Annotated in this window: 17 protein-coding genes; 9 read left to right on the forward strand and 8 right to left on the reverse strand. The window is 68.0% G+C overall.

The genetic code is table 11. The features are described from left to right. Positions 1-672 carry a DUF6766 family protein gene (locus WFL22_RS11820; protein WP_336992957.1) on the reverse strand — a complete coding sequence of 224 codons (672 nt, stop codon included), beginning with the start codon at positions 670-672 and terminating at the stop codon, positions 1-3. Positions 673-966: 294 nt separating this feature from the next. Between WFL22_RS11820 and WFL22_RS11825 the strand changes: the two genes are divergently transcribed. The 3 genes from WFL22_RS11825 (at position 967) to WFL22_RS11835 (ending at position 2668) form a co-directional block, all read left to right on the forward strand. After that, on the forward strand, positions 967-1233 hold the full coding sequence (locus tag WFL22_RS11825; RefSeq protein WP_336651692.1) for a DUF7218 family protein: 267 nt from the start codon (positions 967-969) through the stop codon (positions 1231-1233). A gap of 74 nt (positions 1234-1307) precedes the next feature. Beyond that, complete coding sequence (locus WFL22_RS11830; RefSeq protein ID WP_336992959.1) at positions 1308-2111, forward strand: glycerophosphodiester phosphodiesterase family protein; 804 nt, start codon at positions 1308-1310, stop codon at positions 2109-2111. A 68-nt stretch (positions 2112-2179) separates the two neighbouring features. Beyond that, on the forward strand, positions 2180-2668 hold the full coding sequence (locus tag WFL22_RS11835; RefSeq protein WP_336992960.1) for a DUF6328 family protein: 489 nt from the start codon (positions 2180-2182) through the stop codon (positions 2666-2668). Here WFL22_RS11835 and WFL22_RS11840 read toward each other — a convergent pair. From WFL22_RS11840 to WFL22_RS11860, 5 genes are all read right to left on the reverse strand, one after another. Next, entirely contained in the window at positions 2665-3108 is a 444-nt protein-coding gene (locus WFL22_RS11840) for a DUF2871 domain-containing protein (protein WP_336992961.1), read from the reverse strand. The two genes, WFL22_RS11835 and WFL22_RS11840, sit on opposite strands and share 4 nt — an antisense overlap. Before the next feature lie 23 nt (positions 3109-3131). Continuing rightward, positions 3132-3749, reverse strand: coding sequence for a response regulator transcription factor (locus WFL22_RS11845; RefSeq protein ID WP_336651688.1), 618 nt, complete (start codon positions 3747-3749; stop codon positions 3132-3134). Next, complete coding sequence (locus tag WFL22_RS11850) at positions 3746-5068, reverse strand: sensor histidine kinase (RefSeq protein WP_336992962.1); 1323 nt, start codon at positions 5066-5068, stop codon at positions 3746-3748. The genes WFL22_RS11845 and WFL22_RS11850 overlap by 4 nt, the downstream gene beginning before the upstream one ends. Next, on the reverse strand, positions 5034-7133 hold the full coding sequence (locus WFL22_RS11855) for an MMPL family transporter (protein ID WP_336992963.1): 2100 nt from the start codon (positions 7131-7133) through the stop codon (positions 5034-5036). Before WFL22_RS11855 ends, WFL22_RS11850 begins: the two co-directional genes overlap by 35 nt. Before the next feature lie 137 nt (positions 7134-7270). Beyond that, a complete protein-coding gene (locus tag WFL22_RS11860) occupies positions 7271-7546 on the reverse strand; it encodes a hypothetical protein (RefSeq protein ID WP_336651685.1) in 276 nt (91 codons plus the stop codon). Positions 7547-7597: 51 nt separating this feature from the next. On the opposite strand from WFL22_RS11860, the gene WFL22_RS11865 reads away from it, so the two are divergent. The 3 genes from WFL22_RS11865 to WFL22_RS11875 all read left to right on the forward strand — a co-directional run bounded on the left by WFL22_RS11865 (position 7598) and on the right by WFL22_RS11875 (position 11032). Beyond that, entirely contained in the window at positions 7598-8044 is a 447-nt protein-coding gene (locus WFL22_RS11865; RefSeq protein ID WP_336992965.1) for a MarR family winged helix-turn-helix transcriptional regulator, read from the forward strand. 152 nt (positions 8045-8196) lie between these two features. After that, the gene (locus tag WFL22_RS11870) at positions 8197-9384 is read left to right on the forward strand and encodes a YihY/virulence factor BrkB family protein (RefSeq protein WP_336992967.1); all 1188 of its coding nucleotides are present in this window, start codon (positions 8197-8199) and stop codon (positions 9382-9384) included. Positions 9385-9586: 202 nt separating this feature from the next. Then, positions 9587-11032 carry a dipeptidase gene (locus tag WFL22_RS11875; RefSeq protein ID WP_336992968.1) on the forward strand — a complete coding sequence of 482 codons (1446 nt, stop codon included), beginning with the start codon at positions 9587-9589 and terminating at the stop codon, positions 11030-11032. A gap of 90 nt (positions 11033-11122) precedes the next feature. Here the strand turns inward: WFL22_RS11875 and mscL are convergent, their stop codons facing one another. After that, positions 11123-11584, reverse strand: coding sequence for a large conductance mechanosensitive channel protein MscL (gene mscL, locus WFL22_RS11880; RefSeq protein WP_336651681.1), 462 nt, complete (start codon positions 11582-11584; stop codon positions 11123-11125). A 49-nt stretch (positions 11585-11633) separates the two neighbouring features. Beyond that, a complete protein-coding gene (locus WFL22_RS11885) occupies positions 11634-12671 on the reverse strand; it encodes a DUF4190 domain-containing protein (RefSeq protein WP_336992969.1) in 1038 nt (345 codons plus the stop codon). Between the two features lie 196 nt (positions 12672-12867). Between WFL22_RS11885 and WFL22_RS11890 the strand changes: the two genes are divergently transcribed. The 3 genes from WFL22_RS11890 to WFL22_RS11900 all read left to right on the forward strand — a co-directional run bounded on the left by WFL22_RS11890 (position 12868) and on the right by WFL22_RS11900 (position 17373). Then, on the forward strand, positions 12868-14379 hold the full coding sequence (locus WFL22_RS11890) for a GuaB1 family IMP dehydrogenase-related protein (protein ID WP_336992970.1): 1512 nt from the start codon (positions 12868-12870) through the stop codon (positions 14377-14379). A gap of 106 nt (positions 14380-14485) precedes the next feature. After that, positions 14486-15916, forward strand: coding sequence for a threonine synthase (thrC, locus tag WFL22_RS11895; protein WP_336992972.1), 1431 nt, complete (start codon positions 14486-14488; stop codon positions 15914-15916). Between the two features lie 263 nt (positions 15917-16179). Beyond that, complete coding sequence (locus WFL22_RS11900) at positions 16180-17373, forward strand: AI-2E family transporter (RefSeq protein ID WP_336992973.1); 1194 nt, start codon at positions 16180-16182, stop codon at positions 17371-17373. Positions 17374-17398: the final 25 nt, after the last annotated feature.

The raw sequence follows: 17398 nt of genomic DNA on the forward strand, positions 1-17398 counted from the left end.
CTACTCGGACTCGACCGCGGATACGCCGTGCGGAGCGCCCACTGGCTTCGACTCGGAGGAGCCGCGCTGGCGGAGGAAGATGGAGAACGCCACCATGCACCCCACCGCCAGCAGCTCGGACTGCCAGTTCTGGAGCGTGCGGTTCCAGAAGTCGGCGCTCAGCAGGTACTCGCCGAACGACACCGGGGGTAATCCGTGCTGCTGCTGTTCGGAGCTGTACACCACCGCCCCTGCCAGACCCTGCAGCGTCCATGACGCAAGGAAAATCGCACCCATGGTGAGCGCGAGCGAGTTGCTGTAGATCCACCGCCGCCAGCCGTGCACGCGCGCCCACTTCGGTGAGTCGGGCCTGGCGTGCTCGCCGACGAGCTGGTCCTTGTCGCTGCCGAGGCCCTCATCGCCCACTTTCTTCGACTCGGGGGAGCCACGCTGCACAAGCCACACGGTCGCCATGATGAACAGCAAGAACTGCAGAAACTCCGACTGCCAGTTCTCGGCAACGTCGACCACGAAGTCGGAGGAGGTCACGAAGGCGAGCCAGCTGCTCGGTTGCCCGCCATGCGATAGCTGCTCTTCGTTGTAGACGGAAAGCCCTGCGAACGACTGGGCGGCAAGCGTGACAATGAACGCTGTCGCGAAGCAGAGCGAGAGAGCATGGTCTCTGATGCGCATGTCAGCGCCCCGCCATCACAACCGCGAACATCGCGAGCAGCCCGAGTAGCACCAACCCCATCCATACCCAGAACATGGTCTTCATGCTGGTGATCGTAGAACCGCATCGATGGGTGCCGGTAGACCCTTGCGAAGCGCTCTCCGGGTGTGCGAACGTTCGCCGGGCCTCAGCGTAGCTGTTGACCGCGCGACTGTCGAGGGGTGGTGAGCGTGTTCACGGCAGCATAGCGTCGAGGCGAAGCGATGATCGTCGAAGGAACGCGTGCGTTCGCCGATGGAGAGGATGTGAGTGCAATGCCGAAATCGAAGACCCCGCAGTTGAAAGATCCCGAACTCTACGATCGCCTGCGCAAAGAGGGAAATTCCGAGGAGAAGGCGGCGCGGATCTCGAACGCCGCCGCGAGGGATGGCCGCTCGCAGGTAGGGCGGCGCGGCGGTCAAGCAGAGGACTACGAAGATCGCACGGTGAGTGAGCTGAAGCAGCGAGCGAAGGAGCTGGGCATCACCGGCTACTCGAAGCTGCGCAAGGCTGAGCTCATCGACACGATCCGCAGGCACTGAGACAGCGCCCCCGCGGTGGCATACTGTCACCGTGTCCGATACCCGATCCGCCGCTGCCCGCCGCGGGAGCGCGCATGCCGCCGCGTAGCGATCCGCACCCCTATCTGGCTGCGACGGCGGGGAGCGAGGCGTCGCGTCCGCCGCGGGTGCTCGCCCACCGCGGGCTTGTTGCAGCCGACGCGGCGTCTGCCGGAGTCGCGGAGAATACGCGCGCAGCGTTCGCCGCTGCTGAGGCGGCGGGCGCTCTGTACCTCGAGTCTGACTGTCGGGTGACGGCCGACGGTGAGGTGGTGCTCTTTCACGACGCCGAGCTGCGCCGGGTAACCGGTGATCCGCGGCGGGTCGCCGAGCTCTCGCTGCGCGAACTCTCCGCCATCATGGCGGGCCGGGGTGGCTTGCTGACGCTGGGTGAGGCGCTCGATGAGTTTCCCCAGGCTCGCTTCAATATCGATGTGAAGAGCGCCAAGGCAACGGATCCTGCCGGTCGCATCGTGGCGCCTCACGCGCATCGGGTGCTGCTCACGAGCTTCTCCGACGACTACCGGCTGCGCGCGCTGCGCTCGGCTGAGGCTGCTGGCGGGCTGCCAGCCACCTCGCCCGGTCAGCGGGGGATCGCCAGGCTGCTCGCGGCGGTCGTGTCGCGCTCGCGCTCGCTTGAGGCCCGCGCACTTGCAGGCCTCGACGCTCTGCAGATCCCGGAGCGGCAGGGCCCGCTCAGAGTGCTCAATGCCCGCCTGCTCGATGCTGCGCATCGCGAGGGAGTGGAGGTGCATGTGTGGACCGTCAACGATCCGCAGCGCATGGTGACTCTTGCGGATCGCGGCGTCGACGGTGTGGTCACCGATCGGGCCGATCTCGCACTCGCGACGCTCAGCTGAGCTGCGACCGGCCAGCACTTGTGCGTCACACTGCTGACAGGAGCAGCCGGCGCGTTTAGGCTGAGGGTATGGCAGCCGACGATGGCCGCGGCGAAACCGCGAATGAGCGTGCCGACCGCAACTGGAGCGAAATTCTGCAGGAGGTGCGCGTCACGCAGACCTGCACGCAGATTCTCGGCGGCTTCCTGCTCGCGGTGGCATTCCAGCCCCGGTTCACCGAGCTCGACGGGGTGCAGCGCGGGCTCTATTTGGTGCTGGTGTCGCTTGCCGGGGCGTCGACGTTGCTGGGGCTGTCGCTCGTGATGGTGCACCGCCGCTTCTTCGGCAAGCACCAGAAGGCTCGCATTGTGCGGCTCGGCAGCAGGCTGCTGATGGCGAACCTCATGGTTGTTGCGGTGCTCATCGCCGGGGTGACGGGCCTCATCTTCGATTTCGCCTGGAATCGGACTGCCGGTGCGGTGGCTCTGGGAGCGGCGCTGCTCATGAGTGTGGTGCTGTGGGTGTGCGTGCCGCTCGCCGGCACCGCGAAGGCGCCGGCGAGCGAGCAAGGCGACTAAGCGCTCACCTCTGCGGCTGCTGCCGATCCGCGCCCGATTACAGCGCGTCGCAGTGCCACGAAGAACACGATCATGCCGGCGGTGATGAAGATGTGGCCGAGCCCCGCGATGCCCGCGATCATTGCGCTGGATTCCTTCCCGAGCACAGTGAGGCTGCCGTGCCAGATCAGCATTGCGGAGGTGAGGATCACGCCGGCGTTGTACAGCCAGAAGAACCAGGCGAACAGCTTCGGGCTGCGCGAAATCACGAAGACCTTTTCGATCACGAGCACGATCAGCAGCACGATGAAGCCGAGGGTGAGCAGGTGCGTGTGCGCGAGGCCGAGCTGGGTGAACTTGCCTTCGGGGAAGTCGTTGAGCTTGGTGAACTCGCGGTAGAACAGGCCGGAGGCGACGCCTACGAGCATGTAGATGAACGCGGCGTTGAGGAGTTTCTTCACGGGGTTTCCTTTCAGAGGGTGGATCAGATGAGGCCGGTTTCCCTGGCGACGTGAATCGCGCGGGAGCGGCTGTCGACATCGAGCTTGGTGAGGATGTGCCCGATGTGGCTTTTCACCGTGGCTTCGGTGACGAAGAGGGTGCGGGCAATTTCTTTGTTGGCGGCGCCCGTCGACATGAGCTGCAGCACTTCGATCTCGCGTTCGGTGAGCTTGGGGAGCGGGCTGCGCATGCCCTTGAGCACGCGGGCTGCGAGTTCTGGGGCGAGCACCACATCGTCTCGGGCGGCCCGCTTGATGCCCTCGATGATCTCGTCAGGGGCGACATCTTTGAGGAGGTACCCTGCTGCGCCGGCTTCGATGGCACCGAGGATTTCGGCGTCGCGGTCAAAGGTGGTGAGGATCAGCACTGCCGGTGCGGGGTCGAGGGCGCGCAGGGCCGCGGTGGTGTGGATGCCATCGATGCCCTCACCCAGGCGAAGGTCGCAGAGCACCACATCGGGGCGCAGGTGGCTGGCGAGTGCGATGGCTTCCTCCCCGGTGGCGGCTTCGCCGACAACCTGCACCTCACTGGTGTCGAGCACGGCGCGCAGCCCGCTGCGCACGACGGGGTGGTCGTCGACGAGGAGCACGGTGGTGGTCATGGGGTCTCCGTTGCGGTCGGGGCGGTCGGGTCTGTCGAGTCTGTTTGGTCTGTATGCTGCGGCTGTTGCAGGGCGGGGCGGATCGGGAGGTGCACCGAAATCGCGGCGCCGTCCCCCGGGCTGCTCTCGATGTCGAGGCCGCCGCCGAGTTCGCGCAGCCGCCCGCGCATGAAGCGGAGTCCATAGCTGGTGGCAGCGGGTCCGGGATCAGTCTCCTGCTCCCACGCTGCGGCGTCGAATCCACGTCCGTCGTCGATGAGGTCGAGTCGCACGCTGTAGCCGTCGTCGATGAGGCTCATCACGACCCGGCTCGCTTCGGCGTGCAGGCGCACGTTGGCGAGGGCCGATTGTGCGGTGCGCAGCAGCGCCACTTCGACCTCGGTGGGGAGTGTGGGAAGGGTGGCGTCGACGCGCAGTTCCACGGTCAGGCCGGTTTCGTCGTGCAGGCGGTCGAGCATGCGCTGCAGTGCGGTGGCGAGGGCGCCGTTTTCGAGTTCGGTAGGGACGAGCGCGGCGATGATGCGGCGCACATCGGCGAGGCTGTCGCCGGCGAGGGCTTCGATCTGTGCGAGGGTGCGGATCGCATCGCGGTCGTGGCTGCGGTCTGCGCCGGCGTGGGCGAGCAGGCGGATCGAGGAGAGCGCCTGCGCAATAGTGTCGTGGATGTCGCGGGAGAGGCGGGTGCGTTCGGCGACGGCACCTGACTGGCGTTGGGCGAGGGCGAGTTCGTCTTGTAGTTCTGCGGTTTCGCGCTGCGCCAGGGTGAGGGAGTGCACGAGGCGTTCGCGTTCTTCAGCGTCGTGCAGCAGTTGGAGGTAGCCGCGGGAGATGCCGAAGGCGAACACTCCGCCGATGAGCGGGCCGAAGATGTTGGCGTAGCTAGTGGTGCCGTGATGCAGAATCGGCGCGACGATCACCACAGCCAGCACGAGCGCCGAGAAGAGCAGCCCCCATGGCAGAGGCAACAGGTGCCCGGCGAGCAGCCACAGGAGGAATGCGATCCACACGAACTCGGCGGAGACCGCCGTGGCGGCGACCCAGATCAGGGCGAGCCCGAGCAGCCACCACGCCACGATCACGCGGCCGCGGCTGCGTGATGGCAGCAGCGTGCCTGCGGTGTGCCAGGCGAGGATCGCGAGCCCTGAGATGATCGCGGCCGCGGCGTCGGTGCCGTCGCCGATGGCGCGGATCACGCCGATGAGGGTGAGCACTGCTGCGATGAGGTGCTGGCCGACCTCCATTGCGCGCACCACCGGGCGGGGCGCGGCGGTGGTGGCGGCGGCGTCAGTGCGCGTCAGCGGCGCGTTCACGAGGTTCATGCGCCAATTCTCCTCTCCCAGTTGCAAGATGTCCCGGCCACCAGATGCGATCCCCAAGCAGAGCGAAGAGCGCCGGCACGATGACGGTGCGCACTACCAGAGTGTCGACGATCACGCCCACGCCCACGATGAGCCCGAGCTGGCCGAGCGTGACGAGCGGCAGCACCCCCAGCGCGGCGAACACGCCTGCGAGCACGATGCCGGCGCTGGTGATGACACCGCCGGTGCTGGCCACCGCTCCGACGATGCCGTTCTTCGTGCCGAGGCGGGCGGCTTCGGTGCGTGCACGATGCACGAGGAAGATCGTGTAGTCGATGCCGAGGGCGACGAGGAAGAGGAACGCGAGCAGCGGCACCTGCAGGTCGAGTGCCTGCTGTTCGAAGAGCACCCGACTCAGCCAGGCCCCCGCCCCGATGGCGGCAACAGCGCTGGTGAGGTTCACGAGCAGCAGCACCACTGGGGCGACCAATGAGCGGAGCAGCAGCATGAGCACCACGAAGCTGACGGCGAGCACGAGCGGGGCGATAAGCCACAGATCGTGCGTGTTGCCGCTGCGGGCGTCGAGGTCGGTTGCGACGGCACCGCCCACGACGGCATCGGCTCCTGGCACGTCGTGCACGGCGTTGCGCACTTCGGTGATCTGGGTGAGGCTGCGGTCGGTGCTCGGAGCGTAGTCGCTGGTCACCATGATCTTCGTGATGCCCTGGTCAGCGTTCGTGCCGACGGGGTGGGCGCGCACCACGCCCTCCACCTCGGCTGCGGCAGCGACGACCTGATCGGCCGCGGCGCTGTTCGCGACGATGAAGATCGGCGCGGCCTCGCCCGGCGGGAAGTGCTCGGAGAGCACTTCGAGCCCTGCGGCCGACTCCGACGGCACCCTGAACTTCTCCACCTGATCGAGGCCGACCGAGGTGCCGATGAGGCCCGACGCCATCACGGCGAGCAACGTGAGGCCGGCGAGCAGGCTTGCGACGGGGCGGCGCACCACGCCAGAGGCGAGCTTGCGCCAGCCGCGGCCTTGGCGGGGCGCTGCGCCTGGGCGGGGCACGAAAGGCCAGAACACGCGACGCCCGCACACCGCGAGCAGCGGCGGCAGCAGCAACAGCACCGCGGCGAGGGCGATGAGCAGCCCGATGGCTGATGAGATGCCGAGTCCATGCGTGCCAGGGATAACGGCGAGCACGAGGGTGAGCAGCGCGAGCACGACGGTGACGTTCGACGCCACGATGGCGGGCGCGGTCTTTTGCCAGGCGGTGCTGAGCGCCTGGCGGTGATCCGCAGTGTGCAGCAGCTCCTCCCGGTAACGGGAGATGAGCAGCAGAGCGTAGTTGGTGCCTGCGCCGAACACGAGCACGCTGATGATCCCGGCGTCGAACTGCAGGTTCCAGGCCGCGCCGGCCGCGGCTGTGAGGCGGCCGGCGAGGCCGTCGGCGAGGGCGACCGCGACGAGCGGCACCAGCCACAGCACGGGGGAGCGGTAGGTGATGATGAGCAGGATCGCCACGATCAGAATCGTGACGAGCAGCAGCGTGAAGTCTGCGCCGGCGAATGATGCTGCGATATCTGCGCCGAACGCCGGGCCCCCGGTGACCTGAAGCGTGAGGCCTTCCGGTGCGGCGTCGGCAACGGCGTCGCGCAGCGTCTCGACAGTAGCGGCTGTGTCGCTGTTCGTCTCGCCGACGGTGATCGGGGTGACGATCAGGGCGGCCTTGCCGTCTTCGCTGACGAGCGGGCCTGTCGCGTCGGCGGCGGCTTGGGTGTCCAGCACCGGCAGCAGTTCGGTGAGCTCGTCGATTTGGGAGGTGCTGAGTTTCGCGCCGTCGTCGCGGGAAGCGACGACGAGCACCGATTGGCGATCCGCGTTCGGGAATGCTGCCATCAGCTCGCTTGCGCGGCTCGATTCTGAGCCTGCTGGTGCCTGGTCGTTGCGCGCCGGTGCGGTGGCCGAGCCGAAGGCGCCGAAGAGCGCGAACATGATGACGACGGCGAGACCGAGTGAGATCCATGCGCCGCGGCGGGAGGTGAGACTGTCGGCGAAGTGCCGATGAGCGCGAGAAACTGCCATGCTCCAAGCTCACCAGTCGGCGCTTCGCCGAGCATCGCGAAGAGGGAGGAATCGCATCTCATCCTTTTGGATGATGCGCCTGCCCCAGAGGTGCACCAGCCGGCGCGAGCAGCGACCGAGCGTTGCGGTGCTCGTGCTCAGGCGGTGGCGTCGCTTGATTCTGGCGGGGGGCAGCTGAGGTGGGTGGGCTTGCCCGGGCCGCCGCGGTTGATGCGGTGCGCGTGCATGGATCGGGTGCAGATGGGGCACTTCGGATCGGCCGGGGCCACGTAGGGCGGTTCGTTGGGATCGCCGAGCTGCGCGGGGCCCTCGAACTGGTAGATGAAGCGTTGGATTGCCGCATAGACGCCGGGCACGCCGTCGTAGGGGGTCGGGTGCCAGAGGTGTCGCTTCCTGCGCTTTTGTTCGCCCACAAACGAAAGAGTATCAGATTCGTTCGTGCCCTAACGAGCTAGACTGGGGAGATGCAGCATCTTCCCGACGACGCGCTCGAACTCGACCGCCAGGTCTGCTTCGCGCTCGCGGTCGCCAGCCGCAGTGTGATCGGCGTGTACCGGCCGATCCTAGAACCGCTCGGCCTCACCCATCCTCAATATCTTGTGATGCTGGCACTCTGGGGCGACGCCCCGCTGCGGTTCGGCGCGATCGCCGAGATGCTGCGGCTCGACCCCGCCACCCTGTCGCCCATCGTGAAGCGACTCGAGCACTCTGGGCTCATCGAGCGCGTGCCCGTCGAGGGCGACGAGCGCACCTTCGAGATCGTCCCCACCGAAGCGGGGCGGGCGCTGCGCGAGCGTGCGCTCGCGGTGCCTCCCGCCGTGGTCGAACGACTCGGGGTGCCCGTCGATCGTTTGCTCGCGCTCCGCGACGAGCTCACCACGATCATCGAGGCCGTCGACCGCTCCCGCTGACGGCACCCCGCGATCCGCACCCCCGCTGGGTGTGCCCTCGGCGCAGTGGCTGCCGCGGCAGCCGAGGCAGCGAGCCGACCCGCCGTATAGCGCACACGGCCGGTGCAAGGGAAGGGTCTGGTGTGCGCTGCTTCGCTGGATAGGCTGCATGCATGGCGGATCGGGCAGAGAACGCAGCACACGCAGAACGCGCACCGCACGCAGCGCAGGACCAGGAGAACGGCACGGAGCAGCGGCGCGCGGGAGGTATCGCGGGCCTCGCGAAACGCGTGATCGCGTGGGCGCTGCGGCTCAGGATCGTGCGCTCCTACTTGCTCTACGCGGAGCACCGGGGTGCGATGCTCGCCGACAGCATCACGTACCGCGCGCTGTTCAGCGTGTTCGCCGCGGTGCTGCTCGGCTTCTCGCTCGCGGCGCTCTGGCTCGGTGGTAACCCCGATGCGATGCGCGCGCTCGTCGACGCGCTCGAGAGCTTCCTGCCGGGGCTCACGGAGGTCGTCGACCCCTCGAAGATCGAAGCCCCCGCTGGGTTCACGATCGTGGGCATCGTCTCGCTACTCGGTCTCATCGGCGCGGCGATCGGTGCGATCACCAGTCTGCGCACCGCGCTGCGGGTGCTCGCCGACGAGGTGCACGAGGACGGGTTCTTCCTCTGGGTGGTGCTGCGCAACCTGCTGGTGGGCATCGTGTTCGGCGGTCTGCTGGTCGTGGCGGCGGTGCTGAGTGTCGCCGCCTCGGTGGGGGTTGATGCGGTCACTTCCTGGCTGGGGGTGGCTGATAGCGAGGTGTCTGCGTGGCTGACGCGGGTGCTCGGCGTTGTGGTGGTGCTCGCAATCGATACCGTTGCGGTGGTGGTGGTGTTTCGGCTGCTTTCGGGGGTGCGCGCACCCGCGCGGGCGCTCTGGGTGGGGGGTCTCTTCGGCGGGGTCGGTCTCACGGTGCTGCAGGAGCTCTCGGGCCTCTTCGTGCGCGGGGCCGCGTCGAATCCGCTGCTCGCCTCCTTCGCGGCGCTCATCGCGCTGCTGCTCTGGTTCAACCTGTCGGCGCAGGTGATCCTCATCGCGAGCAGCTACATCATCACCGCGACCCACGAGTCGCACGACCGGGTGCGGGTGAAGTACGGTGCGAGCACGCTCGCGCAGCGCCGCCGGCAGCGTGCGGAGGACGCGCTGCAGGTGGCGACCCGCGAGCTGCGGGAGGCGCGGAAGGCGGAGCGTGAGGAACGGGAGGCGCAGTCGGGGCGGGCGGATCAGCCTGCGGTGCCCGGCGCAGCGCGTGATCCGCACCCCGCCGGTGATCGCGATAGCGATGCCGCGCCTGCCTCACCGCAGTCTCGCTGAGGTGCGCCCTGGTCACCTGTGACGCGGGAGGGGGAGCGGATCGCGGCGGAGGTTGGGCTCGTGCCTGCGGCCGCCGTGCCAGCGCTTGCGGCGAAGCGGGCGACGATAGGCTGAGCGCGGAAGTGGAGCCTGAGCGGCTTCGCGCATAGGGCGTGCGCACCGTCGCACGCCACAACCACGCAACACGCGGGAGGAATCACACATGACTGAGCAGGCGGGCCGAGAGCCCGAGCAGACAGCATTCGAGGCAGCGCTGCGCGCCACAGTGGCGGCGCAGTTCGGGCACACGATGGACGACCTGCAGCGCCTCGTGCGCATCCCCTCGGTGTCGTGGCCGGCCTTCGACCCGGCCCACGTCGCCGCCAGTGCCGAGGCCATCGCCGTACTGCTGCGCGACACCGGCGTGTTCGATGTCGTCGACATCCGCCGTGCCCCCGTCGAGGGCGGCGAGGGAGCCGACGGTTCCGCACCCGAACTCGGCCAGCCCGCCGTCGTCGCCAGGCGCGAAGCGCGTAACGGTCGCCCTACAGTGCTGCTGTACGCCCACCACGACGTGCAGCCTCCCGGGCGCGACGAGGACTGGAACACGCCGCCGTTCGAGCCGACCGAGCGCGACGGCCGCCTCTTCGGCCGCGGCGCCGCCGACGACAAGGCCGGCGTGATGGCCCACATCGGCGCGATCCGCGCGCTCGCCGCTGCGGCCGAGGCGGAGGGGCGCGAGCTCGATCTCGGCATCGCACTCTTCATCGAGGGTGAGGAGGAGTGGGCGTCGCAGTCGTTCGGCAACTTCCTGCGCGAAAACCGGGATCTGCTCGCCGTCGACGCGATCATTGTCGCCGACTCGAGCAACTGGGATACCGAAACCCCGGCTCTCACCGTCGCCCTGCGCGGTGCGGTCGCCTTCAACATGAGCGTGCGCACCCTCGACCACGCCCTGCACTCCGGTATGCACGGCGGCGCGGTGCCCGACGCGATGCTCGTCACGGTGCGTTTGCTCGACACGCTCTGGAATGCCGACGGTTCGGTGGCTGTCGAGGGGCTGATCAGCGCCGACATCGATGCTCCCGAGTATGACGAGGCGCGGCTGCGTGAGGAGTCGGGCCTGCTCGACGAGGTGAGCCCGATCGGCCACGGTTCGATCCTCAGCCGTGTCTGGGCGCAGCCCGCGATCACGATCACGGGCATCGACGCTCCCGATGTGGCGAACGCCTCCAACACGCTTATCCCGAGCGTGCGCGTGCGGGTGAGCGCGCGCATCGCGCCAGGGCAGGATCCTGAGGCGGCGTATGCGGCCATCACGAAGCATTTGGCGGATCGCGCCCCATTCGGTGCGCGGGTCGAGTTCGAGGGCGGCGATCTCGGTCAGGCGTTCCTTGTCGACACGAGTGGCTGGGCTGTTGCGGAGGTGCGCGGTGCGATGGCCGATGCCTGGGACCGCGAGCCCGTCGATATCGGCGTGGGCGGGTCGATTCCGTTCATCGCCGAGCTTGTTGAGGAGTTTCCGACGGCGCAGATTCTCGTCACCGGTGTGGAGGATCCCGACGGGCGAGCGCACAGCCCGAACGAGTCGCTGCACATCGAGTCGTTCCGCAAGTCGCTGCTCACGGAGGCGCTGTTCCTCGCGCGGCTCGACGCTCGCACGAGCTGAATCGCCCGTCGCGGCATCTGCACCAACGCCGACGCCCCTTTCGACTGAGCTCAGTCGGAAGGGGCGTCCTGCTGTGCGTGGCTGCGCGTTTCAGTGCCGGTGCTGAGTGGCCTGCGACTCGTTTCCTGCACGGTTCATGTCGGGGATGCGGCCCGACGCCGCAGCCTCGGCGCGCAGCAGATCTCGGATCTCGGTGAGCAGTTCCTGCTCGCTGGGCCCCGCCGGCGCCTCGGGCTCCTGCTGATCGGTCTGCTGCAGGCTCTTGAGCTTGTTCATCGGCAGCACGAACACGAAGTAGACCACTGCCGCGACGATGACGAAGTTGATGAGCGCGCCGATGAGGGCACCGAACGCGATTGTGCCACCGCCTGGCAGTGCCACCTGCATGGCATTGTCGAGCGAGTCCGCTTTGAACACCACGCCGATCACCGGGTTGATGAGCGAGTCGACCACGCGCCCCACAACCGAGTTGAACGCTGCGCCGATGACGACGGCGACGGCGAGATCGATCACGTTCCCGCGCAGCAGAAACTCCTTGAAACCCTTGAACACCTACGATTCCCCCGTTCTGGTGGTGTGTTGTGCTGTGACAGACCTGCGCTTAGGAGCAGGCCATCGCATCCTCGAACATGGCGGTCATGAGATCACTGAGGATTTGACCGTAATCTGGATTGGTGATCGCGTTCGGGTCACCGGCGACTGCGACGAACCGCTCGTAGACCGCGCGGTTCGGGCTGTCGATGGCCGACAGCGCGACGTACGGGGCGAGAGCAGCCTCGGACCATGTGCTGCTGCTTGGCTCGGTTGCGGAGTCCAGCTCATTGAACGCCTTGCAGAACTCGGGGGAGCGGTCGCCCGAAGCGGCGTCTGACGAAGCACCGGGCCCGTCGAGCTCGCTGGTGCCGGGGATGGTCGACTCGATCTCCGACTGCAGCTCGTCAAGCTCGGTGCTGTAACGGTCGAGCTCGGAACCGAGGTTTGCGAAGAGCACGCTCCAGGCGATGATGATGCCGGCACCAATGAGCACGCCTGCGCCGCCGAGGATGAGGCCGGTGAGTGCCAGGCCCTTGGGCTGACGCTTCTGCATCGCCAGAATGCCGAGGATGAGCGCGGCGATGCCGACCACGACGGTTATGACGCCGCCGACGAAGGGAATCCAGCCGAAGATCATCGCGCCGACCACTGCCACGATGCCGAGGATCAGCGCGGTGATCGCAAGACCCTTCGGCGCGCTGGGCGCGGGGGCGTAGGCGGGGTAGCCCGCGCCGGGCGCGGCGGGGCCGGTCGGTGCGCCGGGTGCGCCCGCGCCGGCAAACGCCTGCTGCGGAGGCACCGGCGCTGCTGGCGGGGTTGCGGGTGCTGTCGGTGCGGCGGCGACCTGCGGTGCCGGTGCGGCTGGTGTAGCTGGTGCAGCTGGTGCAGCTGGTGCAGCCGGTGCAGGGGCGGCCGGTGCCTCTGCTGCGGGCTCGGGCAGCGCCGTGGTCGGCTGCTGATCTGCGGGCTGCTCGGCCGCTGTCGGCGCGGGCTGCTCGGGTGCTGCCGCTGCGGGCTGCTCGGGTGCTGCCGGCGGCGTTGCAGAAACCGGCGGAACCGGTGTCTCAGGTGTTGTGGGATTTCCAGGATCGTTTGTGTCGGACATTGCCCCTGCTGCTCCTTCATCATCTGCGGAGCCCTGGGCCGGTCACCGAGAGGCGCGCGGCCCGTGGATCCGCTTGTGCTCTGTTGTGCGCGAGCCGTCGATGACCCCCACCATCCTCATCCTACGTCGTCCATGCGACAGATGTTCTTCAGATCGCGGCAGCAGTCGTGGCGCGCGAGGGGAGTAGCGTGGGGGTATGGAGTTTATCGGCGCGATGCCCACGGTCGACCTCACCTACTCCGATGTCTTCCTAGTGCCGCGGCACTCGGGCGTCGGCAGCCGGCTCGGGGTCGATCTCACCCCCACCGACGGTACTCCGGCAACCTTGCCGCTCGTGGCCGCGAACATGAACTCGGTGACCGGCCCGCGCCTCGCTGCAGTGCTGGCGCGGCGCGGCGGTCTCGCGGTGCTGCCCCAAGACCTTGCGCTCGCCGACACCGCACGCGCGATCCGCTGGGTGAAAAGCCAGCCCGTCACCACCGACACGCCCCTGGTGCTGCCCCCGCATGCGACGGCCGCCGATGCCTTGCGGCTCATCCCGCGGGCTGAGGGGCAGGCCGTGGTGGTGGCGGATCGCCCCGACGAGCATGTGCCGGTGCCCGCCGCTGGCATCCGCGGCATTCTCTCCGCGGCGAGGCTTGCATCGGTGCCCTCCGATGCGCAGCTGGGTGATCTGGTGATTGGTCGCGCACCGTTGCTCTCAGCGGATGAGCTTGCGGATCCGCGCACCGCATTCGATGCGGTCACTGCGGCGACACGCGCCGATGATGAGCGGGCGGATCAGCCCGGCGTCGATCAGCATTCCGCCGAGGCTGTGTGCGTGGTCAGCGGGGGAGCCCTCATCGGCACCCTGTCGCGGCGCTCGGCGCTGCGCCGCTCGATCTACCGCCCCGCGCTCGACAGGGACGGGCGGCTCGCGGTGGCAGCGGCGGTGGGCATCAACGGCGACGTCGCGGCGAAGGCCCGCGAGCTTGCCGCGGCGGGGGCCGACGTGCTCGTGATCGATACCGCTCACGGGCATCAGGCGGGCATGATCCGCGCTATCCAAGCCGTTGCAGATCTCGGCCTCGGGCTTCCGATCGTGGCCGGCAACATTGTCACCGCAGACGGCGTGAACGACCTCGTTTCTGCCGGGGCCACGATCCTGAAGGTGGGCGTCGGGCCCGGCGCGATGTGCACCACCCGCATGATGACAGCCGTGGGGCGCCCCCAGTTCTCAGCGGTGCTCGAAACCGCTCAGGCAGCTCGCGAACTCGGCGCGCACGTCTGGGCCGACGGCGGCGTGCGCTACCCGCGCGATGTCGCGCTCGCGCTTGCGGCTGGAGCGGCTTCGGTGATGATCGGTTCCTGGTTTGCCGGCACAGCCGAATCGCCGGGCGAGCTGCGCACCGATCCCGATGGCCGCCAGTACAAGGAATCGTGGGGCATGGCGTCGACGAAGGCGGTGCAGGGGCGCTTCGGCGGCCTTGACGCTTACGAGCGTGCCCGCAAGGAGCTTTTCGCCGAGGGCATCTCCTCCTCGAAGATATACCTCGACCCGCTGCGGCCCGGCGTCGAAGACCTCATCGACATGATCACCTCGGGGGTGCGTTCCTCGTTCACCTATGCCGGCGCCGACTCGCTGCGCGAGTTCCATGTGCGCGCCCGCGTGGGCCTGCAGTCGGCGGCGGGCTACGAAGAGGGCAAGGCGCTGCCGGTCTCCTGGTGAGGGGCAGATCTGCCGCACGTACGAGCCGCGCAGCCGCGCCGAATAGGATGGTGGAGTCGGCGCGCACAGCCCGACGGCGAACCCGACAAGCACACGAGGAGCAGCGGTGAAGTACATCTCGACCCGAGGCGGCATGGCGCCGGCACCCTACAGCGAGATCCTGCTGGAGGGGCTCGCGACCGATGGCGGGCTCGTGATGCCAGAATCGGTGCCGCAGCTCACCGCTGAGCAGCTCGAATCGTGGCGCTCTCTCTCCTATGCGGAGCTCGCCACCGAGGTGTTGGGGCTCTTCGCCACCGACATCCCGCGCGACGACCTCGCCCGCATGTGCCGCGACGCATACAGCAGCCAGAACTTCGTCGCCGCAGAGGTGGTGCCCGTCACGCCGCTCGAAGACGGAATCTCGCTCGTCGGCCTCTCCGAGGGCCCCACGCTCGCCTTCAAAGACATGGCGATGCAGTTTCTCGGCCAGTCCCTTGAGTACGTGCTCGCGAAAACCGACCGCGCGCTCAATATCGTGGGGGCCACCTCGGGCGACACCGGTTCGGCCGCAGAGTACGCGCTGCGTGGCAAAGAAGGCATCGCCGTGTTCATGCTTTCGCCGCAGGGCCGCATGAGTGCGTTCCAGCGGGCGCAGATGTACTCGCTCACCGACGAAAACATCCACAACATCGCCGTGCAGGGCGTCTTCGACGACTGCCAGAACCTCATGAAGGCGCTGTTCGAAGACCTCGAGTTCAAGCGCGCCCACGACCTCGGCGCCGTCAATTCGGTCAACCTGGGCCGCGTCAGCGCCCAGGCCGTCTACTACTTCTGGTCCTGGCTGCGCGCGAGCGACGCCGTGCCAGCCGCAGAGCGCGCCTCCTTCGAGATCTCGGTGACGGTGCCGTCGGGCAACTTCGGCAACATCTTCTCCGGCTACCTCGCGAAGAAGATGGGCGTGCCGATCCGCCGCCTCGTGCTCGCAGCCAACGAGAACAATGTGCTCGACGAGTTCTTCCGCACGGGCGTGTATGCGCCGCGCGGCGCAGCCGACACGCACGCGACCTCGAGCCCGTCGATGGACATCTCGAAGGCTTCCAACCTGGAGCGCTTCGTGTTCGAGGTGCTGGGCCGCGACCCCGAACGCCTTGCGGCCGCGTGGCGCGAGCTTGCCGAAACGGGACGCATCGACCTCACCGCCGAGCAGCCCCGCTTCGTCGAGGAGTTCGGCTTCGAGAGCGGCACGAGCACGCACGCGGATCGCGTGGCGACGATCAAGTCGGTGTTCGACGCGAGCGGCACGGTGATCGATCCGCACACCGCCGACGGTGTGAAGGTGGCCCGCGAGCACCTGGAGCCCGGCGTGCCGATGCTCGTGCTCGAAACCGCGAAGCCCGAGAAGTTCCCCGAGATCGTGTTCGAGGCAACAGGCTCCCGCATCGGCCTGCCCGAGCACCTCGCAGGGCTGCTCGAGCTGCCGCAGCACGTTACCGAGATGGACGACGACGAAGCCGCTCTGCGTGCCTTCGTCGCCGAACGCGCCGTTTCCCGCTGACGCCCTCGGGTGCACGGGCCGCGGCCGCCCGTGCTGAGCCTGCGCCCGTACGTGCCCGCGATCCGCACCTCGCGATCCGCATCCCGCGATCCGCACCCCGCGAACTCATCGAGGTCACCCGTGTGGCCGTTTGCTGCGACCGATAACGACCACACGCGTGACCTCGATATCGCATCGACGCGGCCCGGGCAAGGGGGCCGGCGCTCTCGAACACTGTCGGTAGCACCCCGTAGGGTGGAACCCAGCAAAACAGGGAGGCTGACATGTTCGGTGAGCGAGCAAGGCGAGCACTGGAGCACAGAGTCGAACGGCTCGAACGCGGGGGAGAAACGCCGCAGGGTGCGCTCACGCAGTCGCGGCATCTGAAGCGGGCCGGCGGTGCGTGGGGTGACAGCTTCGGGCTGCTCGCCACACGGTCGTTGCAGATCATCATCGTGCTGATCCTCACCACTGGCGTGGTGATCGGCATGAGCACACTCAGCACCGTGGTGATCCCGATCCTCCTCGCGCTCATCTTCGCGAGCACCTTCGCACCCGTCATGTCCTGGCTGCGCGGGCACCGGGTGCCGTCGGCTCTCGCGACAGTGCTGGTGCTGCTCACCATTGTGCTGTTGCTTGCCGGCGTGGGCTGGCTCATCGTGTGGGCGGTGCGCGACCAGTGGGATGAGCTTTCATCGCAGGCTGAGACCGGCCTCCAGCAGGTCATTGACTGGGTGAAAACACTGCCGTTCGCGCCCGACCACGACCAGCTCGTCGAATGGCAGCGGAACATCACTGATTTTCTGTCCGGCTTCCTCACCAGTTCGCAGTTCGGCTCGGGTGCGCTGGCAGGGGTCGGCATCGTCACAAACTTCGTGACCGGGCTGATCCTCATGGGGGTAGTGCTCTTCTTCTTCCTCAAAGACGGCCCGCAGATCTGGCGCTTCCTGCTGCGCCCCTTCGAGGGCGAGGCGCTGGCGCGCGCCGAGCGGGCGGGTGACAAGACCGTGCAAACGCTCGGGCACTACGTACGTGGCACCGCATCGGTGGCCGCCGTCGATGCCATCGGCATCGGCGTCGGCCTGCTGATCCTGCAGGTGCCGCTGGCGCTGCCGCTCGCCGTGCTCGTGTTCGTGCTCGCCTTCATCCCGATCGTGGGCGCGACGCTCGCCGGTATTCTGGCAGCGCTCGTGGCGCTCGTCGCGAACGGGCCGCTGAGCGCAGTGCTCGTGGTCGGTGTGGTGGTGCTCGTCAACCAGCTCGAGGGCAACTTCCTGCAGCCGGTGCTCATGGGGCGAGCGTTGAAACTGCACTCGCTCGTCATCCTGCTCGCCTTGACCATCGGCACCGTGCTGAGCGGGGTGCTGGGTGCGGTGCTCGCGGTGCCGATCGCCGCGGTGGTGTGGGGCATCATCCAGGTCTGGGATGGGCCCGATCTTCCCGCGAAGCCGTTCCGACGCAAGCCCGGCGAGGTCTGATCTCGGCGGATCGCAGGGCGTCGAG

It is taken from the genome of Leucobacter sp. VD1, assembly GCF_037150695.1.
Classification (GTDB): domain Bacteria; phylum Actinomycetota; class Actinomycetes; order Actinomycetales; family Microbacteriaceae; genus Leucobacter.